The sequence below is a fragment of the Streptomyces sp. NPDC001135 genome, assembly GCF_053598395.1.
Window position 1 is genome coordinate 80,927 of sequence record NZ_JBSFKD010000003.1, and the last position, 25,902, is coordinate 106,828.

Here is a 25,902-nt window from a genome sequence, read left to right on the forward strand (position 1 = left end):
GTGCCCGGGAAAGGCTAGTGCCCGGGGAAGGCCACCGTCCGCTCCAGGAAGGCGAGTTGGGCGTGCTTTCGGGGCAGGTACACGTCGGGGATGTCCACCTCGGGCAGGACGACCGCCGGGCCGCGCACGAAGCCCTGGCGTTCGAAGCGGGCGATCGCCCTGGTGTTGCGTACGTCCGGGTCGACCACGAGCCGGCGCCGGTCCAGGGCGCACAGCGCGTAGGCCGCCATCACGGTCAGCAGGGCGGAGCTCCAGCCGGGACGGGGGCCGTCGGGGCCGGCCGGGCCGAGCAGGACGTGGACGCCGAGGTCGCCGGGGAGGACGTCGTAGCAGGCGCCGACCCGGTCCGCGGTCGGCTCGTACGTCTGCAGCAGGGCCGCCGGTGCGCCGTCCTTGGTGACGAGGTGGGCGTGGTGGGTGTCGAGGCCGGCCATGTGGGCGTAGACGTCGGCGACCTGGTCCCGGGTGAGGCCGGTCATGCCCCAGAAGAGGGCGCGTTCCTCGCTCACCCAGCCGTGGACGACGTCCGCGTCGGACACCGGGTCGAGGGGACGGACACGGACGGTGCCGAAGCCCTCGACGTGCTGTGCGAAGACTTCCTCGGAGCGGTCAGTCATGGGTTTCCTCGGTGGGTTCCAGGGTCAGCAGGGTCCAGTCGGTGACGACGGGGGCCAGTTCACCCGTGCGCCACAAGGGGAGTTGGTCACGGTGGTGGGGGGTGCCGGGGACGCCGTCGGCGCCGAAGGGGACCACCCAGCGGCTGGCCGCGCGGTCGGCCAGGTCCCAGACGTACCGGGCGGCCGGGCCGCGGGCCGCGCGGTCGGTGAGGCCGGGGACGGCGGAGGTGCAGAGCACGCAGTCGTGGTCGCCGGCCAGCCCGGGTTCCGGGTCCTCAGGGTCCTCTGGGGCCTGAGGGAGTGCGCGCCAGGGGGCGAGACGGTGGGTCGTGGACCAGGTGCCGGCCGGCTGCTCGGCGGCCGCCTCCTCCAGGGCCGCCCGGACGATCGCCGGACGGTCGACGCCGTACAACTCCTCGGCGCTCAGCAGGTGTTCCAGGGCGTAGCCGATGCGCGGGACGAGGGCCAGCCAGGGGAGCAGGACCTCCGGGTAGGCCGGGGGTTCGGCGAGCGGGGCGAACACCGGGTGGGCGGCGAGACGGCGCACGACCGCGGAGCGTACGGCCGCGTAGCCGGCCGCCCCGGTGCTGTCGGCGTCCATGCGGCGGTTCCAGGCGAGCAGGCGGCGCTGCAGGCGGGCCGCTTCGGGGCTGAGGCCGTCGAGGGCGGCGAGGTGGTCCAGCAGGGGCGCGGCGGAGGCGAGATGGGTGTCGGTGTGGATCGCGGGCATGCCGTCGGCGGTCCAGGCGGAGCGCGCGTCGAGGAGGGCGCGGATGCGGTCGGCGCGGTGCGGTGGGGCGAACTCGACGCCGAGGGGGGCGGCGGGGCCGCGCTGGTTGGCCATCACCGCGATGCCGTCCCGTACGGGCGCGTACGGCGTCTCGTGCCAGCCGTGCCAGTCGTGGCCGGGGTGCCAGGCGGGGACGGGGTGGAGGCGGTTGGTCCGGGCGCGCACGGGGACGCGGCCGGCGACGCGGTGGAGGGTGCCGCCCCGGGTGTCCGCGGCCTGGACGACGTTGACGGGCTCGGCCCAGGCGTCGAGGGCACGGTCGACGTCGGCGACCGTGCGGGCCCTCAGGAGCGGGAGGAGGGCGCTGAAGCCCAGGTCCGCCGTGACGCGGGGCGGGTAGCGCAGGGCCAGCGCCTCGGCTTCGCCCTCGGCGGCGATCCCGTTCTCCCCCGCACTGCTTTCGTCGTCGGGTGCGAGTGGGCCGTGTGGGGAGTTCCCGCCGTCGGCGGCCTGCGGGTCGCACCGGCATGGGGAGGTGACGCCCGCTTCCAGGCCCTCCGGCCCTCCAGCGATCACCGGTCCCCGGTCCGTCTCGATCACCTCGATCTCGATCGGCGCCTCCCCCGCGACCCGGACCGTCTCGGTGTGCCGCGCGGCCCGGTGCCAGTGGCCGTCCGGGCCGAGGGCCTGGACGCCGGCGCCGGTGCGGCGCAGGCGTTCGCGGTACAGGTCCTGGTAGTCGGCCATGGCGTTGGTGATGGCCCAGGCGACCGTGCCGGTGTGGCCGAAGTGGGCGATGCCGGGGACGCCGGGCACGGCCAGACCGACGACGTCGAACTCGGGGCAGGAGAGGCGGATCTGCTGGTAGACGCCGGGATCCTCGATGAAGCGGTGCGGGTCGCCGGCGATCAGGGCGTGGCCGGAGGCGGTACGGGCGCCGGTGACGAGCCAGCCGTTGCTGCCGGCGGTGCCGGGGCCGTCGGTGGCGAACAGGCCGACGGCGTCGGGGCCGAGGTGCCGTATCGCCTGCTCGCGCCAGAGCTTGGCCGGGAAGCCGGCGAAGAGGAGGTGGGTGGCGAGCCAGACGCCGAGCGGGGTCCAGGGCTGCCAGCGGCCGGGGGCGAGGCCGGCGCGGGTGAACTCGGCGGCGCGGCGCGCGCCTTCGGGCAGGCCCGCGTTGACGCCGTCGGCGTACGCGCGGACCCAGTCGGCCGTTTCGGGGTCGCGGCGTTCCAGCGCGGCGAAGCAGCGGCGGGCGGTGTCGTCGAGGCGGGCCCGGCGGGCGAGGACGTCCCAGGACAGGGCGCCGGCGCCGAGGAAGGAGGCCGAGGTGCCCTGGGAGCGGTGGCGCTCGACCTCCAGCTGCCAGGCGCGGTCCAGTGCGGTCACCCGGCCCTGGGCGCGGGCCAGTTCACGGGTGCTGGAGGCGCGCAGGTGGGGGATGCCCCAGGCGTCGCGGTAGGTCTCGGTGGTCACCCGGAACCCCCTCTGTTTAGGTAAGCCTTGCCTAAGCTTCTGCCGTGGGGGAATCGTACGCGACCCATGGCGGTACGACGGCCCGGGGGCGTCGGGGCGGGGACGGCGGAGCGGGGGCGTACCGGCAGACGTACAACCGACGCCCGCTTCGGCGCCGCGCTGCCCAGCGCCGGCGTGACCCCGTAGCGGACGGCGCCCGGTCCGGCCGGGCGGCGGGCGGATCCCGGGCGAGGCATGATCGACGCATGGACGTCACGCTGCACCTCGCCCAGGATCCCGAGGCCGACGCACTCCTCGGGCGCAGTCCGCTCGCCGCGCTGACCGGAATGCTGCTGGACCAGCAGATCCCGATGGAGTGGGCGTTCAAGGGGCCCCGGACCATCGCCGACCGGCTCGGCGCCGGAGCCGACGGGGACCTCGACGCCCACGACATCGCGGCGACGGACCCGGAGGCCTTCGCCGCGCTGCTCTCCGAGAAGCCGGCCGTGCACCGCTACCCCGGCTCGATGGCCAAGCGCATCCAGCAGCTGTGCCAGTACCTCGTCGAGCACTACGACGGGGACGCCGAGGCGGTCTGGCGGGGTGTCGGCAGCGGCGCCGAACTGCTGAAGCGGCTGGAGGAACTGCCGGGGTTCGGCAAGCAGAAGGCACAGATCTTCCTCGCGCTGCTCGGCAAGCAGCTCGGGGTCACCCCCGAGGGCTGGCGGGAGGCCGCGGGCGCGTACGGCGAGCCCGCGTCCTTCCGCTCCGTCGCCGACATCACCGGGCCCGAGTCACTGGCGAAGGTCCGCGCGCACAAGCAGGAGATGAAAGCGGCGAAGGCCTCCGGCAAAGCGAGCCGATAGGCGCGGTGCTTCCGCGGCCGCGGGCGTGCGGGGGCTGGTCGCGCAGTTCCCCGCACCCCTGGGGGCGCCTCACCCGACCGGCCCCTCCCCGCTCGCACCCGCCACCCGGGCGGTCCAAGCATGGACCATGACCGAGGCACCCAACAGTGGCCCCGAATGGGGCCGTGAGTACGACGACCAGCGCGCCCACGCGGCACAGCCGCCCGGCGGGCCGCACACCCGCCACGAACCCGAGCCGCCGTTCGAGGGTCCCCTGCACGCCCTGTCCCGGGCCGCCTGGCAGGTGGTCCTGGTCACCGGGATCGCCTCGCTGATCCTCGGCATCCTGGTCCTCGTCTGGCCCGGCGCGTCCCTGCTCGCCGCCGGTGTCCTGTTCGGCCTCTACCTCCTGATCAGCGGCATCTTCCAGCTGGTCGCCGCGTTCGGCACGCACAAGACGACCTCGCTGCGCGTCCTGGCCTTCATCAGCGGCGCCCTGTCGATCCTGCTCGGCCTGTTCTGCTTCCGCGGACCCATGCAGACGATCCTGCTGCTCGCCCTGTGGATCGGCATCGGCTGGCTGGTCCGCGGGATCACCCAGACCCTGGCCGCCCTGCACGACCCCCGGACGCCCGCCCGGGGCTGGCAGATCTTCCTCGGGATCATCACCTTCATCGCCGGGATCGTGCTGATCGACTCGCCGTTCCGGTCGGTCGCCGTGCTGACCCTGGTCGGCGGTATCTGGCTGGTCGTCGTGGGGATCACCGAGATCGTCACCGCGTTCGGCATCCGGGGCCGGGCCAAGGCGATCCCGCGGACGGTGTGACAGCGGCGAATTCGCGGGCACCGTGACACCGGCGGGTCCCGCGGGCGCCGAGCCCCGGCGTCAACCGCGCGCCGCGTTCCTACGCCGAACGGGCGGATCCCGCGCCCCGCATGGTGCGTTCCGCCACCGCCCGGGGGACACACCCGCTGTGAGCAGGACCGCGAGCCGTCCCCGCAGCCGAACCTGGCTGCGGGTGCTCGTGCTGCTCCTCGCCCTGTGCGTGCCCGGCGTCCCCGCGCAGGCCCAGGCCGCCCCCGCGCTGGGCGTGTCGGCCGAGACCTTCGAGCACGACCCCTTCGACATGCTCGTACGGCCGCCCGCCCGTGCCGTCCACCGGGCCGACGCACCCGAGCGTCCGGCCCCACTCTCCGACCCGGCGCCCGCCCGGCCGGCGGCCCGGACGTGCCCCGCCGCGCCACGGGTGCCGTACGCCCCCTCCCCGCTGCGCACGGTGGTCCTGCGCTGCTGACAGACCCGCGTCCCCCGCGACAGGTCGGTCGGCTCGACGCAAGGAGCACAGCCATGCCCATGGACCCCTACGCCGTCCTGCGCGCCCTGCTGCGCGCGGAGGCCAGACGTGCGACGGCACCCAGGCCGGAGCAGAAGGAGGAATCACAGCGGCCGCCCGGACAACAGGACCGCTGAACCGGTGCCGGCGGGGGCGGGCCACCGCCTCCGCCGGACGGCGCCGGACGGCCTCGGCCGAACGGGGGAATTCGGCGGTGTACGTGGCGCGGCGCACCTCAGATGCCCGCCCCCCCACCGCGATAGCAACCCGCATGTCCCTTTTGCGGCATCTTTTCAGGTGCCACACTCCGCCGCCATGGCTGCGCCCGGAACGTCTTGACCGGTAGGCTTTCCGTGTGATCTTCAAGCGCATCGGAAACGGCCGGCCGTACCCCGACCACGGCCGGGAAAGCACCCGGCAGTGGGCGGACGTCGCGCCGCGCCCGGTCCGCCTCGATCAGCTCGTGACCACCAAACAGCAGCTCGACCTGGAGACCCTGCTGGCGGAGGACTCGACGTTCTACGGCGACCTCTTCGCGCACGTCGTGAAGTGGCAGGGCGACCTCTATCTGGAGGACGGGCTGCACCGCGCGGTCCGCGCCGCCCTCCAGCAGCGCCAGGTGCTGCACGCACGCGTGCTCGAACTCGACTGACCCGGTGCGACACGGCCGTTGGCCTTGACCCTTTCGGGTTCCGCTGAGCGGCATCTACTGATCATCTAATAGGCATCACCGCTCAGGCGCACTACGCTGCGCCCATGAGCATGCTGACTCCCCCCGGCATGGGCGGCCAGTACCGGATCACGGGGGACAAATACCCTCGGATGCGTCCGCCGCGCCGACACGGCAGGCTCGTGGCCGCCGTGGTGGCGTCCGCCGCCGTACTCGGCCTGCTCGGCTGGGGCACCCTGCAGCTCATCGACGTCTTCACCGGCGGCAAGAAGGGCACGGTGGCCTCCGCCAAGGCTCGGTGCCGGACCAAGGCCGCGCCGGCGGCCCAGGTCAGGTCCCTGCCCGGGCCCGGCGACATCACGGTGAACGTCTACAACGCCACCCAGCGCAGCGGGCTCGCCAAGGACACCGCGGACGCGCTGAGGAAACGCGGCTTCAAAATCGGCGACGTGGGCAACGCGGCCAAGGAGTTCGACAAGAAGGTCAAGACCAGCGGGATGCTCCTCGGCCCGGCCGACGCCCGGAACACCTCACTGGCAGTGCTCGCGACACAGGTCGCCGGCGCCGAACAGCGCACCCCCGCCGACCGCAAGGGCGCCGCCGTGGACCTGATCATCGGCGACGCCTTCAAGGGCCTGACCCAGCCGGCGGCCGCACAGCAGGCACTGACGGCGCTGAGCGCGCCGAAGCCGACAGCCTCCCCCGAGAAGAGCTGCTGAGCAGAGCCCCAGGGGCACGGGGAACCGCGCGACCGACCCCCGGGTGCCCGCACCCGTGAACGGGCGGTCAAGCGGCACCCGGCAGGCGGGCGGAACCCTACTCAGCGGCTCCGTAAAGACGGTCCCCCGCGTCCCCGAGCCCCGGCACGATGTACCCGTGCTCGTTGAGGTGGTCGTCCACCGCCGCCGTCACGACCGTCACCGGCGTCCCCGCCAGCTCCCGCTCCATGATCGCGACACCCTCGGGAGCCGCCAGCAGAACCACCGCGGTCACGTCGTCCGCACCCCGCTTGATCAGCTCCTGGATCGCCGCGACCAGCGTGCCGCCCGTGGCCAGCATCGGGTCCAGGACGTACACCTGGCGGCCCGAGAGGTCCTCCGGCATGCGCGAGGCGTAGGTGGAGGCCTGCAGCGTCTCCTCGTTGCGGATCATGCCCAGGAAGCCCACCTCGGCGGTCGGCAGCAGCCGGACCATGCCGTCGAGCATGCCGAGGCCGGCGCGCAGGATCGGCACGACCAGCGGGCGGGGGCGGGCGAGCTTGACACCGGTGGTCTGCGCGACCGGCGTCCGGATGTCGACGGCCTCGGTGCGCACGTCCCGCGTGGCCTCGTAGGCGAGCAGGGTGACCAGCTCGTCGGCCAGCCGGCGGAAGGTCGCGGAGTCGGTGCGCTGGTCGCGCAGCGTGGTGAGCTTGTGAGCGACCAGGGGGTGGTCGACGACATGGAGACGCATGCCCCTAACGGTACCCGCGCCCGGCACCCCGCCGACTCTGGCGTCGGACCCGCCGTCCGAGGGAAAGTGGGAGGGACGGACTGGGGTGGTGTGACGTGCCTGACCTGCCTGAGCTGCCCGACGACGCGGGCGCCGAGCCCGAGATGGCCGAGCCCGCGGCGCCGGAGACGGACGCCGAGCGGCGCCGCCGCCGCGCCCGGTTCCTGCGCGACCTCGCCGAGGCCCGCGCGCTGCGCGCCCGGGTCCAGCCGCGACGCGCCAAGGCCGCACGGCTGCGCCACGCGATGCGCATGCGGACGTTCCGCTGGTAGGGAGGACCCCTGTGAGCCCTGTGAGCACGACACTGTAGAAAAAGTTCTGGGTGAGGAAGTTACGCGCGCGCCCCGGTGTTTGCGCGGTGGGCGTGCGTGAGTGCCTGGAAAAGCCGCGTACGATCCGCAGGTGGCGGCAACGAACGCTCAACACACAGGGAGCCGAAGACGTCCCCTGACAGCCTTGTTTCTGCCACGATTCCGAGTGGGTGGGGCTCGGAGCCCAGCTCTCTCCGCCCAAGTACCTCCGCCGGGGGGACCCCCAACCGGCACGCCTATGACCAGTGGGAGAGTCACGGTGTACTTCGCCGCACTGCTCGCGCGCACCGAAGACGGGTGGGAAGCGAGCGACACGGAGCTCGACGATGTGGAGACCCTGTCGGATCTGGCCGACCTGGCCCGGGAAGCCTCTCCCGACGACGACACGGTGCTCGTCCTGATCGAGCAGGAGGACGCCTGGTTCGGCGTCGTCCGCGTGGACGGGGAGGACGACCCTCGCATCTACGTCTCGGATGCCGCCGCCGCCCAGCGCAGCGCGTACGGCGAGCTGCTGCTCACCGACGAGCTGCTCGGCCGGGAGCCGGGTGCCGACGACGGCCCCGACCTGGACTCCCTGGACCTCGACGGAACGGAGGACGGCGAGTCCGAGTCCGACGAGGACGACGAGGAGGGCGGCGCCGACGCGGTCCCGCACAGCCCGGTGGGCGACAGCCAGATCCTCGACGACCTGGGCATCAGCGAGAAGGAACTGCGCTCCCTGGACGCCGAGGACGCGCTCAGCTCGATCGCCGAGGCCCTGGGCGCCTCGGAGGTGCTGGAGACCGTCCGCTGACCGCGGCACAGCACACGCCGGGCCCCGTGGACCCGGTACGCGACCGCTGGCGGGCCGCGATGCGGCTCGCCCTGGACGAGGCCGGACGGGCCGTCCGGGGCGGGGACGTCCCCGTCGGCGCCGTCGTGCTGTCCCCGGACGGTACGACGGTGCTGGCAGCCGGGCACAACGAGCGCGAGGCCACCGGTGATCCCACGGCCCACGCCGAGGTTCTCGCGATCCGGCGGGCCGCCGCCCGGCTCGGGGAGTGGCGGCTGGCCGGCTGCACCCTCGTGGTCACCCTGGAGCCGTGCACGATGTGCGCGGGCGCGATCGTCCAGTCCCGGGTCGACCGGGTCGTCTACGGCGCCCGGGACGACAAGGCGGGGGCGGCGGGTTCGCTCTGGGACGTGATCCGCGACCGGCGGCTCAATCACCGTCCGGAAGTCGTGGAGGGTGTTCTCGCCGCGGAGTGCGCGCGGGTTCTCACCGAGTTTTTCCGGGACCGGTGACGGCGCCGCCGAATTCCGATTTCAAACCATGCCCCACCTTGCTGTAGGGTCTCCCTCGGTAGCGTGTCCGAGCGGCCGAAGGAGCTCGCCTCGAAAGCGAGTGTGGCGCAAGTCACCGAGGGTTCAAATCCCTCCGCTACCGCTTCACGAAGGGCCCCGTCGAAAGACGGGGCCCTTCGTACGTCCCGAGGAAGGGACACAGGGGGAACGGGCCCTCAAGTCCGCGCCGCCTTCAGGAAATCCGGCGGCCCGCACCCCCGCGGCCGGGGCCCGTCCCCGGCCCGCGGATTCCTGCCGGACCCTGCCGGGCCCGGGGTTCGCCCTGCCCGGCACGGCGGTCGTACGGGCCCGGCAAAGGACCTCGGACGGCGGGCCGTTGGTCCTGTCAAAGGGCGCGAAGGTTACACTCGCCGCCGGCAGCAGGGGGCCCACAGGGCGCAGGCACAGCACAGGGGAGGCCGCGGTGGCGGTGAACGCCAAGAAGATCGCCGTATACGTGCTCGTGGTCTTCGCGCTGTACGTGATCATCACGGACCCGGCCAAGGCGGCCGACTACGTCCAGATAGGCTTCGAGGGCATATCGGACGCGGCCAAGGCCATCGGCGACTTCATGACCTGGGTCGCCCACGGAGGAAAGAGCTGAGGTACACCCCATGATCCGCCACCTGGTCCTCTTCAAGCTCAACGAGGGTGTCGAGCGCGACGATCCGCGGGTCGTACAGGGGGTGCGGGCCTTCCGCGAGCTCGGCGACCGGATCGAGGAACTGCGCTTCTGGGAGTGCGGCTGGAACATCAGCGACCGGCCGATCGCCCACGACTTCGCGATCAACTCGGCGGTCGAGGACACCGACGCCCTCAAGCGCTATCTGGAGCACCCGGCCCACCAGGCGGGCGTCGCACTGTGGCGCGAGTTCGCCACGTGGGTGATCGCCGACTACGAATTCTGAGTGCCCCGCACCAAGAGCCCCCCGCCGTTCCGGCGGGGGGCTTTCCTGCGTTGTACGCCCCAACTTGTCATTGTTTGACCACAACACGGCGTTATGCGGTGCTTGCACACAGTGCACATCTCTTGTGATGCTATGACCACTTTTGACGGATGGTTGATCGATGAAGAGGTGGCGTTGACCGTGTCGGCCAGTACTGCGCCGCCCCAGGAGGAGGCGACCGCTCCCGCCTGCGACCCCGCCCCCGCGACCCCAGAGAAGCGGCGCGGCGCCGACACCCGAGCCCTCACCCAGGTGCTCTTCGCCGAGCTGAAGGAGCTCACGCCGGGCACGCCGGAGCACAACCGCGTGCGGGGGACTCTGATCGAGGCGAACCTCCCGCTCGTGCGCTACGCGGCCGCCCGCTTCCGCTCCCGCAACGAGCCGATGGAGGACGTGATCCAGGTCGGCACCATCGGCCTGATCAACGCCATCGACCGCTTCGACCCGGACCGGGGTGTGCAGTTCCCGACCTTCGCGATGCCGACCGTGGTCGGCGAGATCAAGCGCTACTTCCGGGACAACGTCCGCACGGTCCACGTACCGCGCCGGCTGCACGAGCTGTGGGTGCAGGTCAACAGCGCCACCGAGGACCTCACCACCCTCTACGGCCGCTCACCGACCACCGCCGAGATCGCCGAGCGGCTGCGTATCACCGAGGACGAGGTGCTGGGCTGCATCGAGGCGGGACGCTCGTACCACGCCACCTCGCTGGAGGCCGCGCAGGAGGGCGACGGACTGCCGGGCCTGCTGGACCGGATCGGCTACGAGGACCCGGCCCTGGACGGCGTGGAACACCGCGACCTGGTCCGGCATCTGCTCGTCCAACTCCCCGAACGCGAACAGAGAATCCTTCTCCTGCGCTACTACAGCAATCTCACCCAGTCACAGATCAGCGCGGAACTCGGCGTCTCCCAGATGCATGTCTCCCGGCTCCTCGCCCGCAGCTTCCAGCGACTGCGCTCCGCGAATCGCATCGACGCGTAGAAGGACATCGGCACACACGGAAGTGCATCGACGCGCAGAAGGGCATCGGCGCACAGGAGGACTCGCGGAGAAGCACGGCGGGCGCACGGGAGCACACCCGGGAACACCCCCGCATCGCAAACCCGCTCGATCCCTCACCGTCGCGAGCGAATCGCTCACCAGCGCTTATGCCGACAGTTGAGACCCGAAAAGGCGTCAGACCCCTTCTTTCCAGGGCCGATTCACCTCTCACATGTCGACATGTCACTACAGCGTGTTGCCGACATGTGACATTCTGCGGGAGACGCGTTTGCCGGGCCTTCGGCTCCGGTATTCAGGTGAAGGCTGCGTTGCTCGAAAGACAGCGCCGCCCCGACCGTCCCGCGACCCAAAGGGGGTGGCATGTCCGCAGACCAGGGCAGCTCGAAGGTGCTGACGCCCGCGAAGAGCGAGGCAGCGCCCAAGGAGCTCGACGCTTTCGACGTCCTCGACGGCATCGAGGGCGTCACGGCCCTCGACGCCGTGCCGGCCCCGCCCGCCCAGGCGCCCGCCGACACTCCGGCCCCTCCGGCCTCGGGGGACATCGACACCCGCACCCTGTCCCGCTCCCTGTTCCTGCGGCTCGCCGCACTCGGCGAGGAGAGCCCCGAGCGGGCCTACGTCCGGGACACGCTGATCGAGCTGAACCTGCCGCTGGTCCGCTACGCGGCCGCGCGCTTCCGCTCCCGCAACGAGCCGATGGAGGACATCGTCCAGGTCGGCACCATCGGCCTGATCAAGGCGATCGACCGGTTCGACTGCGAGCGGGGCGTGGAGTTCCCGACCTTCGCGATGCCGACAGTGGTCGGCGAGATCAAGCGCTTCTTCCGGGACACCTCGTGGTCGGTCCGCGTCCCGCGCCGGCTCCAGGAGCTGCGCCTGGCCCTGACCAAGGCCAGCGACGAGCTGTCCCAGAAGCTGGACCGCTCCCCGACGGTGACGGAGCTGGCCGCGGTGCTCGGCGTCTCCGAGGAGGACGTGGTCGACGGCCTCGCGGTCGGCAACGCCTACACCGCCTCCTCGCTGGACTCCCCCGCTCCCGAGGACGACGGCGGCGAGGGCTCCCTGGCCGACCGGCTCGGCTACGAGGACACGGCCCTGGAGGGCGTGGAGTACCGCGAGTCCCTCAAGCCCCTGCTGGCCAAGCTGCCGCCCCGGGAACGCCGGATCATCATGCTGCGCTTCTTCGCCAACATGACCCAGTCGCAGATCGGCGAGGAGGTCGGCATCTCCCAGATGCACGTCTCCCGCCTGCTGACCCGGACGCTGGCCCAGCTGCGGGACGGTCTGATCTCGGACTGACCCTTCAGTTCTGACAGCCCGTCAGCCACACTGGCCCGATGCTGCGAGCGACAGGGCCGGGCAGGGCGACGGGGACGACATGGACACGTGGCCGCCGAGGCGCCGTTACGGCAGCGTCGGCGGCCGTCGTCGTCCTGGGCGGGGTGCTGGCCGCATGCGGGGACCACGGCCCTGGCGGCGGGTACGTCGCGGTCGGCTCGGCGGGCGGTTCCGGGAAGCGGAGTGCGGCGAGCACGCCGACGGGCTCCGTGTCACTGGTGCCGCTGGACGGCAGCCGGGGCACCGCGGGCGTCAACCCGCCTTCAGCGGCGCCCGATTCACCGCCGCCGACCAGCGGACCCACCGCCCCCGGCAGCCCGGAGCGGCCCGCACCCACGCCGGGCACGCCGGACCCTTCCGGCAGTACGGGCGGCGGAGACGGCGGCACGGACGGTCGTACGGCACCGCCTCCCGGCGCCTCATCCACCCCACCTCCCCGCCACGGCACGCCGCCCGCTCCCGCCGACCTCTCCTGGGGGAAACCGGCGACCGGGGCGGCGGATCAGCGCTGGTGCCAGAAGGTCACCGTCGCCTTCCACAACTCCGGGGGCACCGCGGTGCGTTCGGGCTCGGTGGGTTTCGGCACGCACGTCATCGGCGCGCTCGGCATCGACTGGGGGACGGTCACCTCGACGGCGGACCTTCCGGCACCGATCGCTCCGGGCGCGCACAAGGACCACACCTGGACGGTGTGCGTCGACTCCTGGCGCGTACCGCTCGGCATGCACATCGAGACGCGGGACGTCTCGGTGGAGTGGAAGTGACGCCTACGCCAGCGCCAGCCAGGCGACACCGGCCACCACGGCCAGGGCCACGATGACGCCGATGATCACGCCGATGCGGGGGCCGGAGGGAGCGGCCGCCTGCGCCTGGCGTCCCTGGGGAGCCTCGTCGACGAACGCGCGGAACATCTGGGTGCTGCCGGCGGGGTCGTAGTTGCCCTGGGGGCCCTGGGTGTTAGCCATGGCCCGAGACACTAGCGAATCCGCGTGACCGACCCAAGTGCGGGGCCACCGGGACAGACGGGGGCAGCTCACCCCGACCTACCTGCACATTTACGACTGCAATACTTGTCTTTGTCAAGTTTTTACATCGCACCGTCCCCGTTTGTTTGCCTGCAGCAACCAAACAGCTCTATGGTTGCCCCAAGCAACGAATACGGGAGGTGTGATGGCCGAGCAGGCGCAGTTCGAGGAGCTGGCGCGTCAGCTCAGCGCCGTCGGAGCCGTGAAACGGGACATGGGGCGGATCCTGCCGCCCGACTGCCCGGCCGGCTCGGCCGCCGTGCTGACCCTGCTCGGCCGCCACGGAGACATGCGCATGAGCAAGCTCGCGGAGCTGCTCGCCGTGGACATGTCGGTCACCAGCCGCCATGTCGCGCACGTCGCCGCGCGCGGCTGGATCGAGCGGCACCCGGACCCGGCGGACAAGCGCTCGCGCATCCTGCGCCTGACGCCCTCCGGTCTGGAGCAGCTCGAGGAGCTGTCCCGGCGGACCACGCGTCTGCTCGCCGAGCGGCTCACCGACTGGACCGACGACGAGGTGGGCCAGCTGATCCGGCTGATGACCCGCCTGCGCGAGTCCTTCGGCGACTGCCGGTCCACCCCGTTGCGGCTCCCGGCCTCCGTGCCGCTCCCGTAGTCGAAGAGACCACCCGTACACCCGCAAGCACGTAAGAAAAGGAAGCCCATGGCAACGACCACACCAGCCGGTGTGCGGGCTCACGCCAAACACGGGGGAGGCGCCGACGCCCACGCCCCGATGACGCACCGGCAGATCATGGAGGCCCTGTCCGGGCTGCTGCTCGGCATGTTCGTGGCGATCCTGTCGTCCACGATCGTCTCCAACGCCCTGCCGCACATCATCGGGGACCTCGGCGGCGGCCAGTCCGCCTACACCTGGGTGGTCACCGCCGCCCTGCTGTCGATGACCGCGGCCACTCCCCTGTGGGGCAAGCTCGCCGACCTGTACAGCAAGAAGGCTCTCGTCCAGATAGCCCTGGTCATCTATGTCGTCGCCTCGATGGCGGCCGGTCTGTCGCAGAACCCCGGCATGCTCATCACCTTCCGGGTGTTCCAGGGCATCGGCGTGGGCGGTCTGTCCGCCCTGGCGCAGATCGTCATGGCGGCGATGATCTCCCCGCGTGAGCGCGGCCGGTACTCCGGCTACCTGGGTGCCACCTTCGCCGTCGCCACCGTCGGCGGCCCGCTGCTCGGCGGTGTCATCACCGACACCTCCTGGCTGGGCTGGCGCTGGTGCTTCTACGTCGGCGTCCCCTTCGCGATCATCGCGCTGATCGTGCTGCAGAAGACCCTGCACCTGCCCGTGGTCAAGCGGGAGGTCAAGGTCGACTGGGCCGGCGCGTTCGTCATCTCCGCCGCCGTCTCCCTGCTGCTGATCTGGGTCACCTTCGCCGGTGACAAGTACGACTGGCTGTCCTGGCAGACCTACGCCATGGTCGGCGGTTCGATCGTCCTCGGCGCGCTGTTCGTGCTCGTCGAGGCCAGGGCGAGCGAGCCGATCATCCCGCTGCGCCTGTTCAGGAACCGCACCATCACCCTCGCGTCCCTCGCCTCGCTGTTCGTCGGTGTCGCGATGTTCACCGGCACGGTGTTCTTCAGCCAGTACTTCCAGCTGGCCCGCGACAAGTCCCCGACGATGTCGGGCGTCATGACCATCCCGATGATCGGTGGTCTGTTCGTCTCCTCGACCGTCTCGGGTCAGTTCATCACCCGCACCGGCCGCTGGAAGGCGTGGCTGGTCAGCGGTGGCGTCCTGGTCACGGCCGGGCTGGTGCTGCTGGGCGGCATCCGGTACGACACCGCCTACTGGAAGATGGCCGTCTTCATGGCGCTGCTGGGTCTCGGCATCGGCATGATGATGCAGAACCTGGTGCTCGCCACGCAGAACCAGGTGGCGCCCTCCGACCTCGGCTCGGCCAGCTCCACGGTCACCTTCTTCCGCTCCCTCGGTGGTGCGGTCGGCGTCTCCGCGCTGGGCGCGGTGATGTCCCGCCGGATCACCCACTACGTCCAGGACGGCGTCGCCGCCCTGAGCCCCAAGTACCAGGCGGCCCTGGCCGGCAGCTCGGGCTCGACCGACAGCATCCCGGACATGGACAAGCTCCCGGCGCCCATCCGGACGCTGCTGGAGAGCGCCTACGGCCACGGCATCGCCGACGTCTTCTTCATCGCCGGCTGCCTCGCCGCCGCCGCCTTCCTGATCACCCTGTTCATCAAGGAGGTCCCGCTGAAGACGAAGGGCGCCCTCGCACAGGCCGCCGAGGGCCAGGCCCCCGTGGCCGCCCCGGCCGCCACCGCCGTCGAGACCGCCCTGGACGACGCCGTGGAGAACGCGGAGAACACCGTGCGGGAGCCCGCCCGGGAGAAGGTGCCCAGCTGGGCCGAGCCCGTCGTCGCGACGGACCGCTTCCAGGAGGCGCCGGCCACCGCGACCGCCACGCGGCAGATGACCGCCGTCGCCACGCTCGCCGAGCCCGGCACCGGTGGCGGCACCCCGGTGCACGGCTTCGTCCGCGGTGCCGAGAGCGCCCCCGTCCCGCAGGCCGCGGTCACCCTGATCTCGCTGTCCGGCCGCCAGCTGGGCCGCGCGGTCGCCCAGGCCGACGGCGCCTACGCGGTCGACGCGCCGGGCACGGGTTCGTACGTCCTGATCGCCTCCGCCGACGGCTACCAGCCGCAGGCCTCCACCATCGTGGTGGGCGAGGAGCCGCTGCCGTACGACATCCTGCTCAGCGGCACCAGCGGCCTGACCGGTGTGGTCCGGGCCGCCGGGAGCGCGCTGCCGGTCAAGGACGCCATGGTGATCGTCACCGACGTGCGCGGTGACCTGCTGGCCACGGCCGCCACCGGGGAGCAGGGCGACTTCGCCTTCGGCGACCTGGTGCCGGGCGCGGTGACCGTCGCCGTGAACGCGAGCGGGTTCCGGCCCCGCGCGCTGCCGGTCGAGGTCGGCGCCACCGGGGTCACCCGGATCGAGGTCGACCTGGACGCGGGTGCCCGCCTCCAGGGTGTCGTCAAGGCCCCGCACGGTCCGCTGGCCGACGCCCGCGTGACGCTCGTCGACCAGGCGGGCAACGTGGTCGGGACCGCCACCACCGGTACGGACGGCGCGTACGCCTTCACCGACCTGGACAGCGGCGAGTACACGGTCATCGCGACGGGCTACCCGCCGGTGGCGACGGCCCTGACCGTCGCCGGCACCGGAGTCGACGGCCACGACATCCAGCTCGCCCACCCCGGCGAGTAGTCAGCCACCGGCCTGTGGCACACGGACGTACGTGTGCCACAGGCCGGTTCTCCACGACCGATTTATAAGACTTTTTCAGGGAGTTGGCGGGATGGGACTGACCGCGAAGATCCGTACGCGGGACGGGTGGGCCGTGTCGCACGCGGTCGTCACGGTGACCGACATGACCGGCACGCAGGTGCTGCGCGCCGAGGCGGACGCCGAGGGAGCCGTACGGGACACCACCGCGCTGGCGCCGGGGGCGTACACGGTGATCGTGACGGCCGTCGGCTACGCGCCCGCGGCCTCCTCCGCGATCGTCACCGCGAGCCGCCGGGCCGAGGTCGGCACGATCACGCTGGCCCGGCAGGGCGGCACCGAACTGCCGCCGCCCGGGCCCTGGACCATCGACCCGGTGCACTCCTCCGTCGCCGCGGTCGCCCAGCACCTCGGGATCTCCAGCGTGCACGGCCGGTTCACCGAGTTCGGCGGCACGATCGAGATCGCACCGGACGACGTCACCAAGTCCCGCGTCGACGCGGTGATCAGGGCCGCGTCCATCGACACGGGCAACGGCATGCGCGACACGCATCTGAAGTCCGGGGACTTCCTCGACGTGGAACGGCACCCCGCCATCACCTACCGCTCCACCGGGGTGACGGCCGCGGGTTCGGACCGCTGGACGGTGCACGGCGAGCTGTCCATGCACGGGGTCGTACGACCGGTGGACCTGGACCTGGCCTACCTCGGCACCGGCGGCGACCCGTGGGGCGGCACGCGCGCCGCGTTCCGCGCCACGGCGGAACTGCACCGGGAGGACTTCGCGATGAACTACAACCAGGTCCTGCAGGCGGGCATCGCCGCGATCGGTACGACCCTGAAGGTCGAGCTCGACATCCAGGCGGTGCAGGGCGACTCACTGCCCCAGGCATAGGCACAGCGGGGTCAGCCACAGGGGCGCGCTCTGCCCCTAGGCTGCCCCCATGGCACCGAACATCGCGACCAACACCCGTGTCTCCCTGGACGAGTTGCTGGACTTCGTACGGCCCCGCCACCGCGCCCTGCTGATCACCCGCCGCGCCGACGGCGGACCGCAGGCGTCCCCGCTGACCTGCGGAGTCGACGACTCGGGCCGGATCGTCGTGTCCACCTACCCCGAGCGTGCCAAGACCCGCAACGCCAGGCGCGACGCCCGGGTCAGCCTGGTCGTCCTGAGCGACGAGTGGAACGGCCCCTGGGTCCAGATCGACGGCACGGCCGAGGTCGTCGACACCCCCGACTCGGTGGAACCGCTGGTCGAGTACTACCGCAACATCGCCGGCGAGCACCCCGACTGGGACGAGTACCGGGAAGCCATGGCCAAGCAGGGCAAGTCCATCATCCGGGTGACCCCCGAACGCTGGGGACCGGTGGCCACCGGCGGCTTTCCGGCGCGGCTGGTGTCCGGCGGGGAGTAGTCAGCCGCGCTCGACCATCGCCTCGATACCGGCGATCAGCAGGTCCAGGGCGAAGTCGAAGTCACGGTCCATCATCTCGGCGACCGTGTCCCCGCCGCGGGCGTCCATGATCTCTTTTGACTCCTGGAAGAGGTCCGCGGCCTGGGGCTGCCGCTGGGCCTCGGTCATGGACTGCTGGAAGTAGTCGTCGGGGGTCAGCCCGGAGTCCGCGATCCGTCCCAGGAACTGCACCTCCAGCGTGCCGTAGCCGTACACGAACTGGAAGACGGCCGAGATGGCGCTCATCATGCGGTGCGCCGGCAGGCCGGTGCGCCGCACCACTCGCTGGACCGCGCGGGAGTACGCCAGCGCGTTGGGGCCGATGTTGAGGTACTGCCCGGCCAGCGGCGACAGCCACGGGTGACGCACCAGCAGCGCCCGGTACGCGGCGGCCAGCCCCCGCAACTGGTCCCGCCAGTCCTCCGCCGTGTTCTCCGGGTCGGGCAGCGACAGTTCGCCGAAGGCCGCGTCCAGGGCGAGTTCGAGCAGGTCGTCCTTGGTGTCGACGTACCAGTACAGGGACATCGCGGTGACGTTCAGCTCCGCGGCCAGCCGGCGCATGGAGAACTTCGCCAGCCCCTCCGCGTCCAGGAGCCGCACGGACACCGAGGTGATCCGCTCCCGGTCGAGCCCCGAGGGCTGGCCCCCACCGCGGCCACCCCGGCGGCCCTTCCCCTCCAGCCAGACACTGGCTCGCGGAGACCGACCTGCTTCCTTTGGCACCAGCGCACCTTTCTAGTTTCCGGCTACTGGTCCAACTTAAGGGGGTGCGGGGCCGCACCGGTATGCGGCCACCGCCGCGTGGGCGCGATCAACCACATACGGCCCGCAACCGCACGCACCCCCACCCCCGAGCTCTCGGCGACCTTCCGCCCCGCCCGCCGCAACAACCCCGCCGCCACGAACCACGGTTTTCCGTCAGCTCTTCTTCCGGGTGAGGTCGTAGAACGTGGCCGAGCCGGCCGTGACCTTCTTGAAGGTGCTCTGGACCCAGGAGCTGATCTGCGAGGACGTACCGGAGGCGGAGCCGCGGCCCATGCCCCCGCCGGCGATGAAGTAGTGGATCCTCCCCTCCGCCACGTACTTCTTGAACTGCGCCGGAGTCGGGGACGGGTCGGTGCCGTTGAAGCCGCCGATCGCCATCACCGGGTCACCCGTGGCGAGCTGGTAGCCGGCCGCGTTCTGGGAACCGATGGACGCGGCCACCCAGGTGTACTTCGAGGCGTCCTTCGCCAGCAGTTCCTTGGCGGCCGACGCCACCTTCGCACCGTTCAGCAGGCCGCCGGCGCCCCCGCCCATGCCGCCTTCGCCCATCCGGCCGCCGCCGGGGAAGCCGTTGCCGTTCTGCCGGCCTTGCCGGCCCTGACCGTTCTGACTCTGGCCGTTCGGGCCCTGGCCGTTCGGCCCTTGACCGTTCGGGCCCTGCGGGCCGGGCATGCCGCCGCCGAAGCCGCCGCCCGGGAACCCGTTGCCGTTCTGCCGGCCCTGGCCGTTCTGACCCTGCCGGCCCGGCATCCCGCCGCCGAAGCCGCCCCGCATCCCGCCACCGCCGGGACCCCGGCCGCCGCCGAAGCCCCTCATGCTCGCGCCCGCCGGGCCGGCGGTCGGGATGGAGCCGGTGTGCGCGGAGTCCACCGTGCTGAGGGTGTACGCCGTCGGGCCGGCGAGCGCGGCCACCAGACCCACGGCCGCCGCACCGAGGGCCAGTCGCCGGGAGATCCGGCCGGCGAGGATCAGGCCCAGCGCCGCCGCCATCCCGCCGATCAGCACCAGCCACTTCAGCCAGGGCAGGTAGGCGGAGGTGCGGTGGAGCAGGACGTAGCCCCAGGCCGCCGCGGCCACGACGGACGCGGCGAGGGTGATCGACGCCCAGGTCTCCTCGCGCTTCTCCCACAGCAGCCCGGCACCCATGCCGACGACGGCCGCGAGGTAGGGGGCGAGGGCCACCGTGTAGTACTGGTGGAAGATGCCCGCCATGTAGCTGAACACCACCATGGTGATCAGCAGCGAGCCGCCCCACACCAGGAACGACGCCCGCCTTACGGACGTACGGCCCAGCCTGCGGGTCGCCCACAGGCCCGCGGCCAGCAGGATCAGGGCGGACGGGAGCAGCCAGGAGATCTGGCCGCCGATCTCGGAGTTGAACATCCGGTCCCAGCCGGTCTCGCCCCACTGCCCGCCGCCGTTGCCGCCGCCCCCGGGGACGACGCTGCCGGTCTCGTCGCCGCTGATCCGGCCGAGGCCGTTGTAGCCGAAGGTCAGCTCCAGGAAGCTGTTGTTCTGCGAACCGCCGATGTAGGGGCGGGAGGAGGCCGGCCACAGCTCCACGACCGCCACCCACCAGCCGCCGGCGACGACCAGCGCGACGGTGGCCAGGCCCAGCTGGGCCAGGCGCTTGCGCAGCTTCACCGGAGCGCAGACGGCGTAGACCAGCGCCAGCGGCGGCAGGATCAGGAAGGCCTGCAGGGTCTTGGCGAGGAAGGCGGAGCCGATCGCGGCCCCGGCCCCCACCAGCCACCCGGTCCGGCCGTCCTCCACCGCCCGTACGACGAAGTAGCAGGCCAGCGCCATCAGCAGGGCCAGCATCGCGTCCGGGTTGTCGAACCGGAACATCAGCGCGGCGACCGGGGTGAGCGCGAGCACCGCACCCGCGATCAGACCGGCCACCGGGCTGAAGCGGCGCCGCACGGCCGCGTGGACCACCGCCACCGTGCCGACGCCCATGAGGACCTCGGGTGTGAGGATCGCCCACGCGTTCAGGCCGAAGAGGCGGACCGACAGCTCCATCGGCCACATGAACGCCGACGGCTTGTCGACGGTGATCGCGTTACCGCCGTCCAGCGAGCCGAAGAAGAACGCCTTCCAGGACGTGCTGCCGGCCTGTACGGCCGCCGAGTAGAAGGAGTTGGCGTAGCCCGAGGCACTGAGGTCGTACAGGTAGAGCAGGAGGGTGGCGGCCAGCAGGCCGAACAGGGCCGGGCGCGCCCAGCGCGGGTCCTCGGGCCGGCCGCGCCACAGCCTGCGGACGAAGGGCCGCCCGGGCTCGCCGGGCGCCTGCGCGTGCGGGGGAGCGGCCGGGGGCGGGCCCCCTACCGCGGCACTGTCCTGATCGCCGGCCGGCTGGTCGTAGTGGGTGGTCATCGGGGGTCTCCCGGGTCGGTGTCGTGAGGGCGCACCGGCTGCGATCGCACGGTGGCGTCTCTCCAGCTGCCGCCCGCGGCTTCACCGGCGCGGACCTGGCGGGTCGTCGGGTACGGCGCGTACGCCTGCTGGTACGGCACCGGCCGCTGCGGCAGCGGTGCGTACGGGCCGGTCGGTGCCGGCGTCGTGCTGGGGGTCGGCGAGGACGGGACGTGGGTGGCGGTCACCGGCGGGACGTCGTCCGGCTCGCCGCGGTCCGGGAAGACCCAGGCGCGGAAGAGGAGGAACCGCAGCACGGTCGCGGCGAGGTTGGCGGCGATGAGCACCGCCAGTTCGGTGGAGTGCGCCGGGGTGTCGCTGGCCGCGTCGAGGGCGGCCAGCGAGCCGCTGGTCAGGGCGAGACCGATGCCGAAGACGACCAGGCCCTGCGCCTGGTGCCGTACGGCGCCGCCCCGGCCGCGCACCCCGAAGGTGAGCCGGCGGTTCGCGGCCGTGTTGGCGACCGCCGAGACCAGCAGCGCGAGGGCGTTGGCGACCTGGGAGCCGGAGAACTGCCGGAAGACGCTGTAGAGGAGGAGGTAGAACAGGGTGGACAGGCCGCCCACGACGCAGAACCCGACGAGCTGGCGGGCCAGTCCCGTGGGGACGTTGGTCAGTTCGCGGTCGCGCGGGTCGTCACCGAAGGGCCGGGTGAGCCGGTCCAGCGGCAGCGCGCCGCCGGCCAGTGCCTTGCCGACCCGCCAGACGCCCTTGAGGTCGTCGGTCGCGGTCTTCACGATGTGCACGGTGGAGTCGGGGTCGTCGACCCAGTCGACCGGCACCTCGTGGATCCTCAGGCCCGCCCGCTCGGCGAGCACCAGCATCTCGGTGTCGAAGAACCAGCCGGTGTCCTCGACCAGCGGCAGCAGCACCTGCGCCACGTCCCGCCGGATGGCCTTGAAGCCGCACTGCGCGTCCGTGAAGCGGGCCTGGAGGGAGCCGCGCAGGATCAGGTTGTAGGCCCGGCTGATGAACTCCCGCTTCGGGCCGCGTACGACCCGGGAGGCACGGGCGAGGCGGGAGCCGATCGCGAGGTCCGAGTGGCCGGAGATCAGCGGTGCCACCAGGGGCAGCAGGGCGTTGAGGTCGGTGGACAGGTCGACGTCCATGTAGGCGAGGATCGGCGCGTTCGAGGCCGACCACACGGTCCGCAGGGCCCGCCCCCGGCCCTTCTGCTCCAGGCGGAAGGTGGTGACCTCGGGGATCTCCGCCTCCAGCCGCGCCGCCACCAGCGGGGTGGTGTCCGTGGACGCGTTGTCCGCGACCGTGATGCGGAAGGCGTACGGGAAGGTGCGCGTGAGGTGCTCGTGCAGTCTGCGGACGCACGGCTGGAGGTCCTTCTCCTCGTTGTAGACAGGGATGACCACGTCCAGGACAGGCGTACCGGCGTCTGTGGCCGGGAGGTGCTCCCGCGCCGGCAGGGTGCCGGGAGAAGAGTCGGTTCGCATGGGAGCGACTCTCGTCAGGCGCCCTGTTCCACCCATGTGGTGGCGCTGTGCTGTGCCTGTGAGTGCGCCTGCCAGTCGGTTTCGCGGGCGGGCCGCGGCACGGCCGGGGCGAGCGCCGGCAGACGCACGGTGAACACCGTCCGACCCGGGACGCTGTCCACGGTCACGGCACCGCCGTGCGCGGCGGCGACGGCCTGCACGATGGCGAGACCGAGGCCGGTGGACCCCGTGGCCCTGGACCGCGCGGAGTCCCCTCGGGCGAACCGCTCGAAGACGTGCGGCAGCAGATCGGGGGGAATGCCCTGCCCGTTGTCCTCGACGTCGACGCACATCCACGGCCCGCGCCGCTGCACGCGGGCGGTGACGGTCGTACCGGGCGGGGTGTGCTTGCGGGCGTTGCCCAGCAGGTTGACCAGCACCTGCTGGACGCGGGCGGCGTCCGCGGACACGAGCGCGGGCTCGTCGGGCAGGTCCAGCCGCCAGTTGTGGTCCATGCCGGCCGCGCGGGAGTCGCTGACGGTGTCCACGACCAGGGGAACGAGATCGGTCCGCTCGAACTGGAGGGGCCGGCCGGCATCGAGACGGGCCAGGAGGAGGAGGTCCTCGACGAGGAGGGTCATGCGGCCCGCCTCGGACTCGATACGGCCGAGGGCGTGCCGTGTGTCGGGGCCCACCTGCTCGCGCCCGCGCCGGGTCAGCTCGGCGTAGCCCCGGATGGAGGCGAGGGGCGTGCGCAGCTCATGGCTGGCGTCGGCGACGAACTGCCGTACCCGCGTCTCGCTCTGCTGCCGGGCGTGCAGCGCACCGTGCACATGGTCGAGCATCCGGTTGAGCGCGGAGCCGACCTGGCCGACCTCGGTGTGCGGATCGCACTCGGACTCCGGGACCCGCTCGCTGAGGTTCACCTCGCCGGTGTGCAGGGGGAGTTCGGAGACCCGGGTGGCGGTGGCGGCGACCTTGCGCAGGGGGCGGGTGGCGACACCGACGAGTACGTATCCGGCGATACCGGCGGCGACGAGACCGGCGGCGGTGACGCTCACCTCGACGAGGATCAGGGTGTTGACCGTGTTGTCGACCGTCTCGGTCGGCAGGGCGACGTAGTAGGTGCCCTCGGCTCCGGTGACGTACCGTACGAGGTACTCACCCAGGCCCGGGATGTCGACGGTGTGCGTGCCCGTGGTGGGCACCGTGTTCAGGGCGGCCTTGCGCTCGTCGCTGAGGGCGACGGCGTCGTTCCGCTGGAAGGGCCCGTTGTTGGTGGAGGCCAGCTGGGCGATGACCGCCCGGGTGACCGTGCCGTCCGTGCCGACCTCGGCGGCGATGGTCTTCAGCTGCGTCGGCCCCTCGACGAAGCCGGTGAGCCTGTCCCTCGGCCCGGAGTGGATCACGCCGCCGGGCTTCATGGGACCCGACAGGCGCTTGCCGGCCTCCCGTACCTGCCCGTCCAGCTGCTCGTACAGATGGGTCCGCAGCGCCAGTGTCGTCACCGTCCCGATCACCGCACACACGACGGCGATCAGCACCACGGAGGCGACGACGAGCCGCGCCCGCAGGGTCCGCGGCTGTCCCTCCCCCACTCTCGGCTTCGCACGGGCGGGGGGACCCCCATGTCGTTTCTGCGGACGTGGCCGTCGTCGCCGGCTCACGACACGGCGGGCTTGATCAGGTAACCGGCCCCGCGCCGGGTGTGGATCATCGGCTCACGGCCGGCGTCGATCTTCCGCCGCAGGTAGGAGATGTACAGCTCGACGACATTGGCCTGGCCGCCGAAGTCGTACGACCAGACCCGGTCCAGTATCTGGGCCTTGCTGAGCACGCGCCGCGGGTTGCGCATGAGGAAGCGCAGCAGCTCGAACTCGGTGGCGGTCAGGTGGATGTTCTCCCCGGCCCGCGACACCTCGTGGCTGTCCTCGTCCAGCGTCAGGTCGCCGACGACGAGCACGGAGTCCGACCGCCGGTCGGCGGCCCCGGACCGCCGGATGAGCCCGCGCAGCCGGGCCACGACCTCCTCCAGGCTGAACGGTTTGGTGACGTAGTCGTCGCCGCCGGCGGTGAGCCCGGCGACACGGTCCTCGACGGCGTCCTTGGCGGTCAGGAACAGGACGGGCACGTCCGGCAGTTCGCGGCGCAGCCGCCCCAGCACGGCGAGCCCGTCCATGTCCGGCAGCATCATGTCCAGGACGACGGCGTCGGGCCGGAACTCACGGGCGGTCTGGACGGCTCCCTGCCCGTCCCCCGCACTCCTGATCTGCCAGCCCTCGTAACGAAGAGCCATGCTCAGCAGTTCGGTGATCGACAGCTCGTCGTCCACCACAAGCACGCGGACGGGGCTCCCGTCCGGCCTCAGCAGTTCGGTGCGCCCCTGGGGCGAGGTCGTGGTCATGGTGGACACCTTGTCGAGGTCCTCTGAGAAGACGCTTTCCGGTGTCTGTGATTTCCCTGAGAAACGCACAGGCGTCTCTCAGGAAGCCCCTGGGAAACACCCCTCAGAACAGGCCTTCCGGCCGACGAGTGAACTCCCGGACGGGAAAGGTCAGTTCAGCGGGCCCGCAAGCCGCGGGCGGCACCAGTCCCCAGCCGGTCATGAGCCGGGTGTCCAGGACGACGGCCCCTCCTCGGCCTCCGGCGACCGCCAGATGCAGATCGGGCCCGGCGGCCGCCACCAGCTCACCGCTCACACCGCCACCCGGGACGAGCTCCACCACGTCCCCGAGGACGGGCGGAGCACCGGCGAGCCCGAACACCCCCATGTGGTCGGTCACTTCACAGGGCTCCGGCCGCAGGGACTCGGGCCATCCGCCGAGCGCCCCGGCCCGCGCATGCAGCTCCCGCACCTCGGCGGCGCGCTCCGCCTCGGTCTCCGGCAGCGCCGACCGCACCGCCCGCTTCTCGGCGTACGGAATCCGGTCCGGCACCCGGAGCGCGGCCCGCAGCAGTTCCTCGGTGCGCCGGGCGGCCATCAGCGGTCCGGTGCCGAGCCAGCTGAAACACACCGCGCCCTGCTCCAGCAGCCGGGCCGAGCCGCGCTCGACCGCGGTGATCCCCACCTTGACCATCCCGGGGCCGAACCACGCCAGATACACCCGGTACGGCCGCGGATCATCGGCGATCGTGTCGGCGGCCACGGAGTGCGCCCGGTCCAGCCGCGCGCACTCCTCGCACCGGGCGCCCGTGCTCCGCCCCGGCACCGCGGCGCGCACCGGGCAGGTGTGCCCGCGCGCCCCGACGCACTGCCGCGCCGAGCCGTCCGCGACGGCGAAGGCGACCCGCTTGCCCCGGGGCAGGGCACTGCGCCGCCCGCCGTCCCACATCAGCACGGGGCCGTCCGGCGTCCAGCGCAGTCCCGCGCACGTCCATACGTGTGCCATCACTCCCGAGCCTAGAGGCCGGGTCCGACAGTGCCCCGGGGGCGGCCCGGCGGAGGCCGGAGGGCAACGGTCCGCCGACTGCCGTCCGCGGGCGCC

General features: G+C 72.1%; 27 protein-coding genes, 1 tRNA gene and 1 pseudogene. 19 read left to right on the forward strand and 10 right to left on the reverse strand.

Annotated features, from left to right (window positions below):
* Positions 1-14: 14 nt before the first annotated feature.
* Both ACWC94_RS05630 and ACWC94_RS05635 read right to left on the reverse strand, forming a co-directional pair.
* Entirely contained in the window at positions 15-617 is a 603-nt protein-coding gene (locus ACWC94_RS05630) for a GNAT family N-acetyltransferase (RefSeq protein ID WP_450795094.1), read from the reverse strand.
* Positions 610-2,823, reverse strand: a complete 2,214-nt coding sequence (locus tag ACWC94_RS05635; protein WP_450795095.1) for a penicillin acylase family protein — start codon at positions 2,821-2,823, stop codon at positions 610-612. The genes ACWC94_RS05630 and ACWC94_RS05635 overlap by 8 nt, the downstream gene beginning before the upstream one ends.
* A 245-nt stretch (positions 2,824-3,068) precedes the next feature.
* Here ACWC94_RS05635 and ACWC94_RS05640 point away from each other — a divergent pair, with 245 nt between their 5' ends.
* The 6 genes from ACWC94_RS05640 to ACWC94_RS05665 all read left to right on the forward strand — a co-directional run bounded on the left by ACWC94_RS05640 (position 3,069) and on the right by ACWC94_RS05665 (position 6,370).
* The gene (locus ACWC94_RS05640) at positions 3,069-3,668 is read left to right on the forward strand and encodes an HhH-GPD-type base excision DNA repair protein (RefSeq protein ID WP_450795096.1); all 600 of its coding nucleotides are present in this window, start codon (positions 3,069-3,071) and stop codon (positions 3,666-3,668) included.
* A gap of 127 nt (positions 3,669-3,795) precedes the next feature.
* A complete protein-coding gene (locus ACWC94_RS05645; RefSeq protein ID WP_450795097.1) occupies positions 3,796-4,473 on the forward strand; it encodes an HdeD family acid-resistance protein in 678 nt (225 codons plus the stop codon).
* A 148-nt stretch (positions 4,474-4,621) separates the two neighbouring features.
* A complete protein-coding gene (locus tag ACWC94_RS05650; RefSeq protein WP_450795098.1) occupies positions 4,622-4,942 on the forward strand; it encodes a hypothetical protein in 321 nt (106 codons plus the stop codon).
* 53 nt (positions 4,943-4,995) lie between these two features.
* Positions 4,996-5,118, forward strand: a complete 123-nt coding sequence (locus ACWC94_RS05655) for a hypothetical protein (protein ID WP_450795099.1) — start codon at positions 4,996-4,998, stop codon at positions 5,116-5,118.
* Between the two features lie 218 nt (positions 5,119-5,336).
* Complete coding sequence (locus tag ACWC94_RS05660) at positions 5,337-5,633, forward strand: type II toxin-antitoxin system VapB family antitoxin (protein ID WP_004943146.1); 297 nt, start codon at positions 5,337-5,339, stop codon at positions 5,631-5,633.
* A 104-nt stretch (positions 5,634-5,737) separates the two neighbouring features.
* Positions 5,738-6,370, forward strand: coding sequence for a LytR C-terminal domain-containing protein (locus ACWC94_RS05665; protein ID WP_450795100.1), 633 nt, complete (start codon positions 5,738-5,740; stop codon positions 6,368-6,370).
* Between the two features lie 97 nt (positions 6,371-6,467).
* On the opposite strand, the gene upp is transcribed toward ACWC94_RS05665, so the two are convergent.
* A complete protein-coding gene (upp, locus tag ACWC94_RS05670; RefSeq protein ID WP_450795101.1) occupies positions 6,468-7,103 on the reverse strand; it encodes a uracil phosphoribosyltransferase in 636 nt (211 codons plus the stop codon).
* Positions 7,104-7,207: 104 nt separating this feature from the next.
* Between upp and ACWC94_RS05675 the strand changes: the two genes are divergently transcribed.
* The 9 genes from ACWC94_RS05675 (at position 7,208) to ACWC94_RS05715 (ending at position 12,830) form a co-directional block, all read left to right on the forward strand.
* Entirely contained in the window at positions 7,208-7,414 is a 207-nt protein-coding gene (locus ACWC94_RS05675; protein WP_450795341.1) for a hypothetical protein, read from the forward strand.
* Between the two features lie 298 nt (positions 7,415-7,712).
* Complete coding sequence (locus ACWC94_RS05680) at positions 7,713-8,246, forward strand: tRNA adenosine deaminase-associated protein (RefSeq protein ID WP_450795342.1); 534 nt, start codon at positions 7,713-7,715, stop codon at positions 8,244-8,246.
* A 59-nt stretch (positions 8,247-8,305) separates the two neighbouring features.
* Positions 8,306-8,737, forward strand: coding sequence for a tRNA adenosine(34) deaminase TadA (tadA, locus tag ACWC94_RS05685; protein WP_450795343.1), 432 nt, complete (start codon positions 8,306-8,308; stop codon positions 8,735-8,737).
* Positions 8,738-8,794: 57 nt separating this feature from the next.
* Positions 8,795-8,879, forward strand: a tRNA-Ser gene (locus ACWC94_RS05690).
* Positions 8,880-9,200: 321 nt separating this feature from the next.
* Positions 9,201-9,380, forward strand: a complete 180-nt coding sequence (locus ACWC94_RS05695; RefSeq protein WP_103817756.1) for a hypothetical protein — start codon at positions 9,201-9,203, stop codon at positions 9,378-9,380.
* A 10-nt stretch (positions 9,381-9,390) separates the two neighbouring features.
* The gene (locus ACWC94_RS05700) at positions 9,391-9,684 is read left to right on the forward strand and encodes a Dabb family protein (protein ID WP_450795102.1); all 294 of its coding nucleotides are present in this window, start codon (positions 9,391-9,393) and stop codon (positions 9,682-9,684) included.
* 132 nt (positions 9,685-9,816) lie between these two features.
* Entirely contained in the window at positions 9,817-10,707 is an 891-nt protein-coding gene (locus tag ACWC94_RS05705) for an RNA polymerase sigma factor SigF (RefSeq protein ID WP_450795103.1), read from the forward strand.
* 381 nt (positions 10,708-11,088) lie between these two features.
* Positions 11,089-12,027 (forward strand): RNA polymerase sigma factor SigF, encoded by a 939-nt coding sequence (locus ACWC94_RS05710; protein ID WP_450795104.1) that lies wholly within the window; start codon positions 11,089-11,091, stop codon positions 12,025-12,027.
* A gap of 38 nt (positions 12,028-12,065) precedes the next feature.
* Complete coding sequence (locus ACWC94_RS05715) at positions 12,066-12,830, forward strand: hypothetical protein (protein WP_450795105.1); 765 nt, start codon at positions 12,066-12,068, stop codon at positions 12,828-12,830.
* Between the two features lie 3 nt (positions 12,831-12,833).
* Here ACWC94_RS05715 and ACWC94_RS05720 read toward each other — a convergent pair whose 3' ends face one another.
* Positions 12,834-13,031, reverse strand: coding sequence for a hypothetical protein (locus ACWC94_RS05720; RefSeq protein WP_450795106.1), 198 nt, complete (start codon positions 13,029-13,031; stop codon positions 12,834-12,836).
* 205 nt (positions 13,032-13,236) lie between these two features.
* Here ACWC94_RS05720 and ACWC94_RS05725 point away from each other — a divergent pair.
* The 4 genes and pseudogenes from ACWC94_RS05725 to ACWC94_RS05740 all read left to right on the forward strand — a co-directional run bounded on the left by ACWC94_RS05725 (position 13,237) and on the right by ACWC94_RS05740 (position 17,771).
* Positions 13,237-13,742, forward strand: a pseudogene (locus tag ACWC94_RS05725) (MarR family winged helix-turn-helix transcriptional regulator).
* Positions 13,743-13,755: 13 nt separating this feature from the next.
* Complete coding sequence (locus ACWC94_RS05730; RefSeq protein WP_450795107.1) at positions 13,756-16,335, forward strand: DHA2 family efflux MFS transporter permease subunit; 2,580 nt, start codon at positions 13,756-13,758, stop codon at positions 16,333-16,335.
* A 91-nt stretch (positions 16,336-16,426) separates the two neighbouring features.
* A complete protein-coding gene (locus ACWC94_RS05735; protein ID WP_450795108.1) occupies positions 16,427-17,248 on the forward strand; it encodes a YceI family protein in 822 nt (273 codons plus the stop codon).
* Positions 17,249-17,297: 49 nt separating this feature from the next.
* Positions 17,298-17,771, forward strand: a complete 474-nt coding sequence (locus ACWC94_RS05740) for a PPOX class F420-dependent oxidoreductase (protein ID WP_450795109.1) — start codon at positions 17,298-17,300, stop codon at positions 17,769-17,771.
* Here the strand turns inward: ACWC94_RS05740 and ACWC94_RS05745 are convergent, their stop codons facing one another.
* The 6 genes from ACWC94_RS05745 to ACWC94_RS05770 form a co-directional block, all read right to left on the reverse strand.
* The gene (locus tag ACWC94_RS05745; RefSeq protein WP_450795110.1) at positions 17,772-18,533 is read right to left on the reverse strand and encodes a TetR/AcrR family transcriptional regulator; all 762 of its coding nucleotides are present in this window, start codon (positions 18,531-18,533) and stop codon (positions 17,772-17,774) included.
* Positions 18,534-18,728: 195 nt separating this feature from the next.
* Positions 18,729-20,951, reverse strand: a complete 2,223-nt coding sequence (locus tag ACWC94_RS05750; protein ID WP_450795111.1) for an ArnT family glycosyltransferase — start codon at positions 20,949-20,951, stop codon at positions 18,729-18,731.
* On the reverse strand, positions 20,948-22,438 hold the full coding sequence (locus tag ACWC94_RS05755; RefSeq protein WP_450795112.1) for a glycosyltransferase: 1,491 nt from the start codon (positions 22,436-22,438) through the stop codon (positions 20,948-20,950). Before ACWC94_RS05755 ends, ACWC94_RS05750 begins: the two co-directional genes overlap by 4 nt.
* Before the next feature lie 14 nt (positions 22,439-22,452).
* Positions 22,453-24,084: an ATP-binding protein gene (locus ACWC94_RS05760; protein ID WP_450795114.1), complete on the reverse strand. Its 1,632-nt coding sequence runs from the start codon at positions 24,082-24,084 to the stop codon at positions 22,453-22,455.
* Complete coding sequence (locus tag ACWC94_RS05765; protein ID WP_450795115.1) at positions 24,081-24,821, reverse strand: response regulator transcription factor; 741 nt, start codon at positions 24,819-24,821, stop codon at positions 24,081-24,083. Before ACWC94_RS05765 ends, ACWC94_RS05760 begins: the two co-directional genes overlap by 4 nt.
* 103 nt (positions 24,822-24,924) lie before the next feature.
* Positions 24,925-25,806: a DUF2797 domain-containing protein gene (locus tag ACWC94_RS05770; protein ID WP_450795116.1), complete on the reverse strand. Its 882-nt coding sequence runs from the start codon at positions 25,804-25,806 to the stop codon at positions 24,925-24,927.
* Between the last annotated feature and the right edge of the window lie 96 nt (positions 25,807-25,902).

Excerpts from the sequence above, each read along its gene's own strand:
- ACWC94_RS05630 (WP_450795094.1), bottom strand. The coding sequence starts at position 617 with ATGACTGACCGCTCCGAGGAAGTCTTCGCACAGCACGTCGAGGGCTTC.
- ACWC94_RS05640 (WP_450795096.1), top strand. The coding sequence starts at position 3,069 with ATGGACGTCACGCTGCACCTCGCCCAGGATCCCGAGGCCGACGCACTC.
- ACWC94_RS05645 (WP_450795097.1), top strand. The coding sequence starts at position 3,796 with ATGACCGAGGCACCCAACAGTGGCCCCGAATGGGGCCGTGAGTACGAC.
- ACWC94_RS05655 (WP_450795099.1), top strand. The coding sequence starts at position 4,996 with ATGCCCATGGACCCCTACGCCGTCCTGCGCGCCCTGCTGCGCGCGGAG.
- ACWC94_RS05665 (WP_450795100.1), top strand. The coding sequence starts at position 5,738 with ATGAGCATGCTGACTCCCCCCGGCATGGGCGGCCAGTACCGGATCACG.
- upp (WP_450795101.1), bottom strand. The coding sequence starts at position 7,103 with ATGCGTCTCCATGTCGTCGACCACCCCCTGGTCGCTCACAAGCTCACC.
- tadA (WP_450795343.1), top strand. The coding sequence starts at position 8,306 with ATGCGGCTCGCCCTGGACGAGGCCGGACGGGCCGTCCGGGGCGGGGAC.
- ACWC94_RS05700 (WP_450795102.1), top strand. The coding sequence starts at position 9,391 with ATGATCCGCCACCTGGTCCTCTTCAAGCTCAACGAGGGTGTCGAGCGC.
- ACWC94_RS05705 (WP_450795103.1), top strand. The coding sequence starts at position 9,817 with ATGACCACTTTTGACGGATGGTTGATCGATGAAGAGGTGGCGTTGACC.
- ACWC94_RS05710 (WP_450795104.1), top strand. The coding sequence starts at position 11,089 with ATGTCCGCAGACCAGGGCAGCTCGAAGGTGCTGACGCCCGCGAAGAGC.
- ACWC94_RS05715 (WP_450795105.1), top strand. The coding sequence starts at position 12,066 with ATGCTGCGAGCGACAGGGCCGGGCAGGGCGACGGGGACGACATGGACA.
- ACWC94_RS05720 (WP_450795106.1), bottom strand. The coding sequence starts at position 13,031 with ATGGCTAACACCCAGGGCCCCCAGGGCAACTACGACCCCGCCGGCAGC.
- ACWC94_RS05730 (WP_450795107.1), top strand. The coding sequence starts at position 13,756 with ATGGCAACGACCACACCAGCCGGTGTGCGGGCTCACGCCAAACACGGG.
- ACWC94_RS05735 (WP_450795108.1), top strand. The coding sequence starts at position 16,427 with ATGGGACTGACCGCGAAGATCCGTACGCGGGACGGGTGGGCCGTGTCG.
- ACWC94_RS05740 (WP_450795109.1), top strand. The coding sequence starts at position 17,298 with ATGGCACCGAACATCGCGACCAACACCCGTGTCTCCCTGGACGAGTTG.
- ACWC94_RS05750 (WP_450795111.1), bottom strand. The coding sequence starts at position 20,951 with ATGACCACCCACTACGACCAGCCGGCCGGCGATCAGGACAGTGCCGCG.
- ACWC94_RS05755 (WP_450795112.1), bottom strand. The coding sequence starts at position 22,438 with ATGCGAACCGACTCTTCTCCCGGCACCCTGCCGGCGCGGGAGCACCTC.
- ACWC94_RS05765 (WP_450795115.1), bottom strand. The coding sequence starts at position 24,821 with ATGACCACGACCTCGCCCCAGGGGCGCACCGAACTGCTGAGGCCGGAC.
- ACWC94_RS05770 (WP_450795116.1), bottom strand. The coding sequence starts at position 25,806 with ATGGCACACGTATGGACGTGCGCGGGACTGCGCTGGACGCCGGACGGC.